Origin of the sequence: Cetobacterium sp. ZOR0034, from assembly GCF_000799075.1 — a bacterium.
Classification (GTDB): domain Bacteria; phylum Fusobacteriota; class Fusobacteriia; order Fusobacteriales; family Fusobacteriaceae; genus Cetobacterium_A.
Genome location: NZ_JTLI01000047.1, coordinates 1 through 8,679 on the forward strand (window position 1 = coordinate 1; position 8,679 = coordinate 8,679).

Genomic DNA, 8,679 nt, shown 5'->3' on the forward strand with positions numbered 1-8,679 from the left:
GTTTTTTTGTAGTAAACTGAAATTGAAAAACCGTTTTTTTGTAGTAAACTGAAATCGAAAAACCGTTTTTTTGTAGCAAACTACCTTTTGAAAGTTCCCACTAATTAAGGGATTTGGAGGGTCTTAATAAGATATTATTAATAAGATAAAAGAATAATAAGTCTTATTAATAAGATGTATTTTTTTTAAAAAGATTTTTTTCTTATTTTTTTTAAATTAAAAATCCAATCAATTTATAAAAATTAAAAATATTTTTATAATTAATTTTTTAATAATAACGATTGAAATTGTTCTTTTTGAAAAAAAGGAAAATTGAAAGAGTTACAGTAATAAATATATTTAGAATTAAAACACACTTAATAATGGTGTTAAAACTTCGTAAAATCAAATTTAAGCCTGTTCCATAGATTTTAACGAATATTTTTATCATAAAAATAAAAAAGCCGTTAAAATTGATTTTAAACGGCTTTAAATAGAAATTCAATTAAATCTTTTAATTAAAATTTGATATTCTTCAAATGTTAAATGTTCTAATAATTTTTTTTTAAATTCTTTGGTTATAACTTCAAATATATTATTTGTTTGTGATAACTTTAATAATTCTTGAATTTCTATATTGGTTAAACTTCTTTTTAGTTTTTCTTTTTTAGAAACTCTTTCAAGTTTTCTCTTTTCAAGTAATTCTTTTCCTTGAATTTTTAAAATTTCTTTTTCCTCATTTGAGATTTTTTTGTAATTAATAAAATAGCCAAGTAACGTATTTTTATTTTCTTGATCTATTTCTGCAACTTCAAGTAAAGCTCCAACTTCAATTAAATGTCTTGCTCTAAGTTTTCTATTACTTTGAGTTCTTTTATGCTGCTTTATTTTTAAATCTAACTTTTCTTTTTTTTCTTCCAAAATTTCTAATTCTGTTTTATCTTTCATAACTGTTTTCATTTTTGGTAATCTTCCTCCATGCGTTAGGTGTATCATCTTTTTCTTTATTGATGTCTACATCTTCCATACCACGCACATAATTTTTGTATTCTGTATGATTTTTTTTGTAATTTTTTTCTTTTTCTTTGTATGGTTCTTTTAATAAAGTTTTAGCTTTCCACATAATCCAAGATAAATTCTAGCTCTTCATTTTGTCTAAATATCTTTTCTATCTCATATGTATCTGTAAATATTGGGTCTAATTTACTATTATTTTCTAAAAAGACAGTTATACCATTTGGTCTATATATATCTAATGTAAATTTAATCATTTTATCTAATTTATCCAAAGTATTTTCATCTATAACCTCACTTTGACATATTGGATGAATTATAATCTCTTTATGCTCTAATTCATTTAGTATATCTAATAGTTTTGGTATATGCTCTTCAAACTCATTTACATCTAAAACTGCATGCACTATTGTTGGAAACTTATAATGTTTTATGGTACTTATAAAATCACCCTCATCTTTATGTAAAGATAGTCCCCTATTGTCATACCATAATTGCATTAAATCAAAATTATTCTTCTCAGCAAATTCAACTTCATCCTCATATCTGTTAAAAAATCTAGCTAAACAACCTATTTTAATCAAGATTACTCCCCCTTTTTATAGATAACAACTGTTAATTTAATTATAGCATAACCTACATTTTATAAGTGTCCACGATAACAGATGTTTTTGTGAACACTATATTTTAAATTATATATGTATCCTTAAAACCTTTATCCTTAGCCAATTTAACTTGATTTAAAGCATTATTTTTATCACGATAAGCCCCAATACAAACCTTATACAAAGTATCATTTGTAGATACTTCTAACTCAAATAATTTCATTAAATTATTTTTAATAGCTATAGCTATCGTCTTAATATTAGCATTAACTTTTAAATCTTTTTCCGCCTGAGCATTTGAAATGAAATCTACTTCAATTAATGCAGCAGGCATTGTTGTATTTCTTAAAACTGAGAGCTCCTTACTTAGCTTCAAACCTCTATTTCTAATGTTAAGAATCTTTGATACATCACTACATAAGCCATTAGAAAATTTATTAAGCTTCTCATTATTATTTGAATATTGCCAGACTTCAACACCTCTTACAGTTTTATCACTAGCTGAATTAATATGAATTGATAAAAAATAATCTGCTTTAAAATTATTTGCTATCTTGGTCCTTTCAGATAATGAAAGATAAGTATTAGATAGCCTTGTAAACTTGATATCAAGGTTACAACCTTTCAGTAATTCATTAAGTTCCTTTCCTATAGATAGCAATAGGTAAGACTTTGATATAATCTTCATCTTTTCCCCTGCTCCACACCGTACGTGAGACTTTCACCTCATACGGCGCTCCATCAATATATATTTATTATCTAAATCTCAAAATTTCCAACTAAAATACGAAGTTTATTTAGTTTATTAAGAGCATTACAATCTAAATTTAGCAAATTTAAGTATTTATTTAATGTATCTTCTGACTTTGCATGTATAAGTTTATGCACTTCAGTTTTCAGGAATATTAAATTGTTATAACTATCAGTACCACCATTAACATAAGGTTTTTTATGATGACATTCCATATTACCGATCTCTAAAAGTTCTCTGCTTACAGGGCAAATACCATTTTGACCTACATATAATGAGATTCTATTATCATTATATTCAATGCTTTTAGAGTGGATTGGATTTTCCATTATATATTTTAAAATATATGATGGGACACTTTGCTGATTTTTATGAATTTTTTCTCTACCACTGTGGGTATAATTACATATGTTTTGAGAAAAATTCATAGGTGGTTTATTTGATATTCCTGCAATTGGGAACAATGCTATTCTTTGAATATACGTTGTTTTAGCCTTGTATTTGCCGTAAAATTTCATATAACACTCAGATTTTATTCCAGATTTTCCTTTTATATTTTTAGTTCGATTGTATAGGCTCTTATTTACTATATAGGAGATGTTTCTAAAATCTATACTTACATTTGTTGCTACTTTGTAGTAATTATGAACTCCTAATATAATAGAATTATATTTATTTATATTTTTTATTGTAGGATATTTTTGAATTTCAAGTATTTGTTTCTTTATCTTTTCTTGAATTTTCAAAGATGCTTTATTGCTTATATGTGATTTTACAACTACTTTATTTTCTTTTTCATGAACTTTTATTTTAAATCCTAGATACTCAGAATAATTAGTTTTTAGATTTACAATTTTTGATTTTTCATTACTTATTTCCAAGTGAAGTCTTTCTTTAAGCCACATTTTTATAGCTTGAAATATTTTATTTCCACTATTATAACTTCTACAAAATATTTTGAAGTCATCTGCATACCTTACTATATACATTTCCTTAAGATTAGTTTTTTTCAATGCTCTGTATTTATTACTTTTATCTTTAGATGCTCGATCTTGACGATTTCTTTCATAATTGTGTACAGGCTTGAAATATTCCCATTGATTGGCTATCCACCAATCCAGCTCATTAAGAACTATATTTGATAGTAGAGGAGACAGTATACCACCTTGTGGTGTTCCTTTATTTGGGATGCCAATGCCTTCTATAGGTGATTTTAATATTTTTCCTATAATACTTATCAGGTGTTTATCCCGAATGCCTAATGCCCAAATTTGCTTTAGAAGCTTACCATGATTTACATTATCAAAGAAACCTTTTATATCAATATCAACTACATATTGAAATTTACTTTTCTGCATTAGGTAATAGCACCTTGCCATTGCATGATGTGTGCTTCTATTTGGTCTAAATCCATAGCTATGATTATAGAATTTTGCTTCGCATATTGGTTCTAGAATTTGAAGTATACATTGTTGAATAAGTCTATCCTCTATTGTAGGTATTCCTAGCGGTCTCATTTTACCATTATCCTTTGGTACCTCAACTCTACGAACTTTGTGCGGGTGGTAATTTTCTAACCTTCGGTTAACATATCCGATTATATCACCATTAGTTTTTAGTATTAAATCATCTATAGTTTTTCCATTATAACCACTTGTTTTACTTCCTGTATTCTTTTTTATATTTCTGTAGGCAAGTTCAATATTTTGTTTACTTGTAATTAAATCCATTAATTTATAAAATCTATAATTATTCTTTGTTTTAGATTTATTATAAAGGTCATCAAATATCCATTGAGCACTATAGTACTCATTATTTCTAAGTTTTCTCTTCTTTAGCATTTTCGTTGTCATTAGTCGATTAATCATTCCTTAACTAGCAAATTTTCATCTCTTTTAGTCTTACAAGAACCTAATATACATTTTTGAAATTTTTGTTTTATCATATATTGACTTGGGACTATCCCTCCACCATTTATTATCATGGCTTCATAGGTACTGTGTCCCTACTCTCACTAGAATTAAGATATGTTACCATATCAATGCTTCATCGGTGGTAAAACCTCCGCATTTCTAGCTTTCCACGTTCCAATAATCTTATCTATTCATATATCCTTAGGTAGTTCCTCTGAGCCTGTTAACTAGATAGCGCCTTTAACGCTATAAGGTATTTCATATTTTAGAGATTTACTTTACCTCATTAACAACATTTTTATGTTATATACATTTCTATATATCTGTAGTTTAGACCCGTACATTCAGAACTTCGTCAGTATGTTTTATTACATACATTCTTACCATAGATATTTTATAGACCACCGACCTATCATACACTTGACCTTGTTAGGTTCACATTTCCTTTTAATCTAGTATTAAGTTAGGGTGTACTCTCAGCCGTCTTCACCGAGCTTATGACCTATTTATATTTACCTATAAATACGCCATTCGGAGTATTATGGGAAGCACTTCAAGGCGTTACTCTATCATTTTACTTCTCGGATTATTAGTTCTTAGTTTAACGTGATTAAACTAGGCAATACTTTTCATATTGCAACGTGTCGCACCTAAAACAATATTTGCTTCACAAGTTCCAGCTTGTCCAATTGCTCCTGGATCACTTGCTCCATGACCTAAATCAACAACTAATTTTTTCATAAAATCCCCCCTATTAATCCCCAAATTGTTAATATTTTCTTGATAATTTAATTATAGGGTTTGATATTAATTGAATAAACCAAACTACTGCAATATCTCAATTTTAAAGAAATATAGTTGAAATAAAAAGTTTAAAATAAATACTATTTTTAGAAGCCTAATTTACCTAGCGTAGGATAGCGGAGCAACGGTTTTATCCTTCGCTTCATTAAACCTAAATACTTTAGAACCGTAACCCAATTCCAATAATCTAAAAGTGTCTATAAAAGTAATAAATTTTAATTTCAAAATAAATATATAGTCCTAAATGTGAAGGTCCAATAAAATATCAATGAAAATAAATAACCTACAAAAACATACGAACAGGGCATTGGGCGAAGGGGCAGTGAATGGCAATCTAAAAAATGTACGAATATAGCGAGTGTCAAGATGCGAAAACTACATGATATACAATATGATGTACGTTGAGCTTGTTGTAAACGAACATATGAGTGCTTTTTAGATTTTGTCAGAGGGGCACAGCCGTAGGCTAATCACTTAAAACCCAATAAAACTTTAATTCAAAGCTCTTAGCATCAAATTCCATGAAACTTTTGATTAAAAGATGGTTTTGAGTTAGGGATTGCAATGGAAATCCTTTTGAACGACTTATCTCAAAAGATTGAAATGAAAAGCCCAGTGGCGATAGCCAAACTCCCAAAGTGTTAAAATCATGTATAGCATCAGTAACAACATATACAAGTTTAAGTTATTAACTAATAGACAATACTCCAAATATGTAAGGAGTGATATTATTGGAAAAAGTAAAAGTTAAATCTAGAAAAAAGAGAGAATCTTTTATAACTATAGATATGGCTATTAAAGGTGGTATTATTTCATTTATATTACTATCATTAGATCTATTTATATAGGTTAATTTTAAAAAGACAGGTTATAGCTTTTTGAGCTATAACCTGTCTTTTTTATTTATCGGACCTAACATAACTAAACGCAAAGGGAAAGGTGGCGGGGGAGCAGAGAGCGCGGAGGGAGAAGTATGGCCAAGATTAAACGAAATAAATAGTAAGCACAAAAATAAAGCTACATATTAGCTCATATCCTAATAAAAAAATCCTATTTTATATGAGTTAATATGTAGCTTCACTTCGTATGCCTTAGTTTTTATGTAGTGTAATCTTGGAACATACTGGGGCTGATTAACCGCAGGTTTAACAGCATATAGTTCTTTTTTAATTGTATAAGCTCATGCGTAGCATTTATTTATAAAAACTTTTTTCATCAATAATCTCACTCCTATATAATTCCCAACTATCTTTTAGGACTTAATCGAGCCTTTTTACTACACTTAAGTTAAATTAATTTTTCAAAGGAGGAATGAAAATGCCAGATATGAAATTAGCTCCAAACGCTTCAGAAGTTGCTCAAATGTCAGCTTTAAGAATCAAATATGATTGTGGTTTAGGTAACAACGGAAGAACAATAGTTAAAACTAGAAGTTTTTCAAACGTTAAAAACGATGCAAAAGTAGTTGATGTTTACAACGTAGCTGAGATATTAAACGGTCTACAAAAACATGACGTACTATCTGTAGTAAAAATAGACAATACAGAATTAACACCAGCAAATTAATTTAAATAAGAAAGGGGATTAAGAAATGAGAAATATAGAAACTAGATTATTAATGGTTTTCTCTACAACTCTTGGAAGAAAAGTAAGCTTATTTGTATCAGATCCTAAAGAAGATATAACTGAAGCAGAAATAAAAGAAGCTATGGACCAAATAGTTGCTAAAAATGTATTTGCGCCTAGATTTGGAGAAGAACTTGAAGCAGCAATAGAAGCAAAAGTAGTTCAAACTGCAACTACTGGATATGACTTAGTTATATAGTAACACATGGAACGTCTCTTTGAACTTTTGAGGGGCGTTCTAATCAATTTTAAAGTTTAATTGGAGGAATAACTCGATGGAACTAGATTTAATGACTCTAGTGTCAAATTTAGGGTTCCCTGCTATCGTTACAATGTACTTGTTAATTAGAATAGAAGGTAAGCTTGAAAATTTGAGTACTAGCATAAATTCACTTAGTTCAAATATATATGAATTGAATAATAAGAAATAGTAAGTGTATCAATTGAATTTTTTTCAAAAGATACACTTTTTTTCTAGATACCTTTAAATGTGTTTTTTAGGAATAGTATATTTTTTTCGTAAGAAAATATCTAAAATCGTTTTAATGTATTCGTTTCCAAATATAACAATAGTAATAAGCAAATAAATATAAAATATGGGTCAATGCTGGCAGTATCTTGCTTTAAAAACAGTATATTTAATGATCTTGTTGCAAATTCTTAAATTAATAAATATTAATTTAAGAATAAGTTTCTACTTAACAATGTTAGTGAATAGGAGAATGAATTAAAATATCGTGGGGCGGAAGAGCCCGGCATACTGTAATTCGAGCGTCTTTGACTCGTATGTACCCCTCAACCATGTGGCCTCACACAGCTCTAGTCGTCTGATAAGAGAGATAACAGACCTTTCTCTCTTGAATAAGGAGATAAATACTAGAAAGGGTACATGTAAATATCTAGCTATCGTTTTGGTCAATAAATTCAAATAAAGTTTCAACTGTTGTGTTAAATATTTTAGCTATATCCATAGCTAGTTTAAGGGACGGGTTATATCTTCCATTCTCTAGATGAACTATGGTTTCGCGTCTAAAACCTACTAATTTTACTAGTTCATTTTGTTTGATAGAGTTTTTTCTCTATATTCTTTTATATTAGTTTTCAAGATAGACAATTAATCAAAAATCCCCTTTCTGTCGTAATGTGTAAATAAGGCAAATCTGAATATAGTAAAGCATAATAGTATAAACATTATAACCACTCCTAAAATTCCCACAGATTTAAAAACTCCTGAAACTTCAGATGTAGTTGCTATCATTCCTACTACAAAGATCGATAGGAATAGAAAATTTAGGCTTTTTTCATTTGCCTTTGATAGAATCTGGTTTGATGCTTCGTCATTTATTCCTTTAAATGTCGAGTTAAAGATAAAAATAACTACTACTACAGCTATGCAAATCCCATACGCGAGATCCATATACTTTAATTTAAAGAAAACATCAAATATTGAGATTAATAAAAAAAATACTGCTGATAATATTTCAAGTGCTAATTGTTATTTTATAGTGTACTGTCTTTTAATCATAATAAATCCTCCTTTAAAGCTACATATATATAACTTTTAACTTCTTTAATAGGGGTAGCGTCAGGAAAATGTGCAATCCGTACGTTAAACAAAATTAAGCTAGTAATTTCAATGGTTGTAGCAATTTGAGTGTTTTATTAATAAACCACCAAAACGCATAGACTTATTTAATTTTAAAATAATTGTGATATAAGTCTATTGGGACACCTCGAAGTATTGATTTTACTTATTTTAGTTAATGTTCCAATAGGGCATACCTCATTAAAACATAGTATATAAATTATTCCTTAACGTAAGATTTCCGCGAAAATAGGACTCTACCCCTAATAAAGTTTCGATTAAATTTTGATAAATGTAAAAGTAAAAGCATTGAATAAAATTAAAAATGGTGCTAGAATAAGTTTGTAGACATAAAATAACAAATCATGTAAACTAAAACTTGAAGGAAGTGATTTTATGTCT

Annotated in this window: 11 protein-coding genes; 3 read left to right on the forward strand and 8 right to left on the reverse strand. The window is 28.4% G+C overall.

Features of this window, described 5'->3' with window-relative positions; all coding sequences use genetic code 11:
- Positions 1–480: 480 nt before the first annotated feature.
- The 6 genes from L992_RS13155 to L992_RS13535 all read right to left on the reverse strand — a co-directional run bounded on the left by L992_RS13155 (position 481) and on the right by L992_RS13535 (position 5,003).
- The gene (locus tag L992_RS13155; RefSeq protein WP_052193956.1) at positions 481–939 is read right to left on the reverse strand and encodes a conjugal transfer protein TraD; all 459 of its coding nucleotides are present in this window, start codon (positions 937–939) and stop codon (positions 481–483) included.
- Positions 917–1,102: a hypothetical protein gene (locus L992_RS13665; protein WP_052193957.1), complete on the reverse strand. Its 186-nt coding sequence runs from the start codon at positions 1,100–1,102 to the stop codon at positions 917–919. The genes L992_RS13155 and L992_RS13665 overlap by 23 nt, the downstream gene beginning before the upstream one ends.
- Positions 1,089–1,577 carry a hypothetical protein gene (locus L992_RS09235; protein ID WP_052193958.1) on the reverse strand — a complete coding sequence of 163 codons (489 nt, stop codon included), beginning with the start codon at positions 1,575–1,577 and terminating at the stop codon, positions 1,089–1,091. The genes L992_RS13665 and L992_RS09235 overlap by 14 nt, the downstream gene beginning before the upstream one ends.
- 103 nt (positions 1,578–1,680) lie before the next feature.
- A complete protein-coding gene (locus L992_RS09240; RefSeq protein ID WP_047395783.1) occupies positions 1,681–2,286 on the reverse strand; it encodes an N-acetylmuramoyl-L-alanine amidase in 606 nt (201 codons plus the stop codon).
- 71 nt (positions 2,287–2,357) lie between these two features.
- Positions 2,358–4,217, reverse strand: a complete 1,860-nt coding sequence (gene ltrA / locus L992_RS09245) for a group II intron reverse transcriptase/maturase (RefSeq protein WP_231549776.1) — start codon at positions 4,215–4,217, stop codon at positions 2,358–2,360.
- Positions 4,218–4,877: 660 nt separating this feature from the next.
- Entirely contained in the window at positions 4,878–5,003 is a 126-nt protein-coding gene (locus L992_RS13535) for an N-acetylmuramoyl-L-alanine amidase (RefSeq protein WP_156110672.1), read from the reverse strand.
- Between the two features lie 1,380 nt (positions 5,004–6,383).
- On the opposite strand from L992_RS13535, the gene L992_RS09250 reads away from it, so the two are divergent.
- The 3 genes from L992_RS09250 (at position 6,384) to L992_RS13340 (ending at position 7,123) form a co-directional block, all read left to right on the forward strand.
- Positions 6,384–6,632, forward strand: coding sequence for a DUF1659 domain-containing protein (locus tag L992_RS09250; protein WP_025163048.1), 249 nt, complete (start codon positions 6,384–6,386; stop codon positions 6,630–6,632).
- 25 nt (positions 6,633–6,657) lie between these two features.
- Complete coding sequence (locus L992_RS09255) at positions 6,658–6,891, forward strand: DUF2922 domain-containing protein (RefSeq protein WP_047395785.1); 234 nt, start codon at positions 6,658–6,660, stop codon at positions 6,889–6,891.
- A gap of 76 nt (positions 6,892–6,967) precedes the next feature.
- Positions 6,968–7,123 carry a YvrJ family protein gene (locus L992_RS13340; protein ID WP_021430935.1) on the forward strand — a complete coding sequence of 52 codons (156 nt, stop codon included), beginning with the start codon at positions 6,968–6,970 and terminating at the stop codon, positions 7,121–7,123.
- A 468-nt stretch (positions 7,124–7,591) separates the two neighbouring features.
- On the opposite strand, the gene L992_RS13345 is transcribed toward L992_RS13340, so the two are convergent.
- Both L992_RS13345 and L992_RS13540 read right to left on the reverse strand, forming a co-directional pair.
- Entirely contained in the window at positions 7,592–7,759 is a 168-nt protein-coding gene (locus tag L992_RS13345) for a helix-turn-helix transcriptional regulator (protein ID WP_077066048.1), read from the reverse strand.
- A 47-nt stretch (positions 7,760–7,806) separates the two neighbouring features.
- Complete coding sequence (locus L992_RS13540) at positions 7,807–8,109, reverse strand: hypothetical protein (protein WP_152523305.1); 303 nt, start codon at positions 8,107–8,109, stop codon at positions 7,807–7,809.
- Between the last annotated feature and the right edge of the window lie 570 nt (positions 8,110–8,679).

Coding starts and splice junctions, on each gene's coding strand:
- L992_RS09240 (WP_047395783.1), bottom strand. CDS start 2,286: ATGAAGATTATATCAAAGTCTTACCTATTGCTATCTATAGGAAAGGAA.
- L992_RS13340 (WP_021430935.1), top strand. CDS start 6,968: ATGGAACTAGATTTAATGACTCTAGTGTCAAATTTAGGGTTCCCTGCT.
- L992_RS13540 (WP_152523305.1), bottom strand. CDS start 8,109: ATGGATCTCGCGTATGGGATTTGCATAGCTGTAGTAGTAGTTATTTTT.
- L992_RS09255 (WP_047395785.1), top strand. CDS start 6,658: ATGAGAAATATAGAAACTAGATTATTAATGGTTTTCTCTACAACTCTT.
- L992_RS09250 (WP_025163048.1), top strand. CDS start 6,384: ATGCCAGATATGAAATTAGCTCCAAACGCTTCAGAAGTTGCTCAAATG.
- ltrA (WP_231549776.1), bottom strand. CDS start 4,217: ATGATTAATCGACTAATGACAACGAAAATGCTAAAGAAGAGAAAACTT.
- L992_RS13535 (WP_156110672.1), bottom strand. CDS start 5,003: ATGAAAAAATTAGTTGTTGATTTAGGTCATGGAGCAAGTGATCCAGGA.
- L992_RS13665 (WP_052193957.1), bottom strand. CDS start 1,102: ATGTGGAAAGCTAAAACTTTATTAAAAGAACCATACAAAGAAAAAGAA.
- L992_RS13155 (WP_052193956.1), bottom strand. CDS start 939: ATGAAAACAGTTATGAAAGATAAAACAGAATTAGAAATTTTGGAAGAA.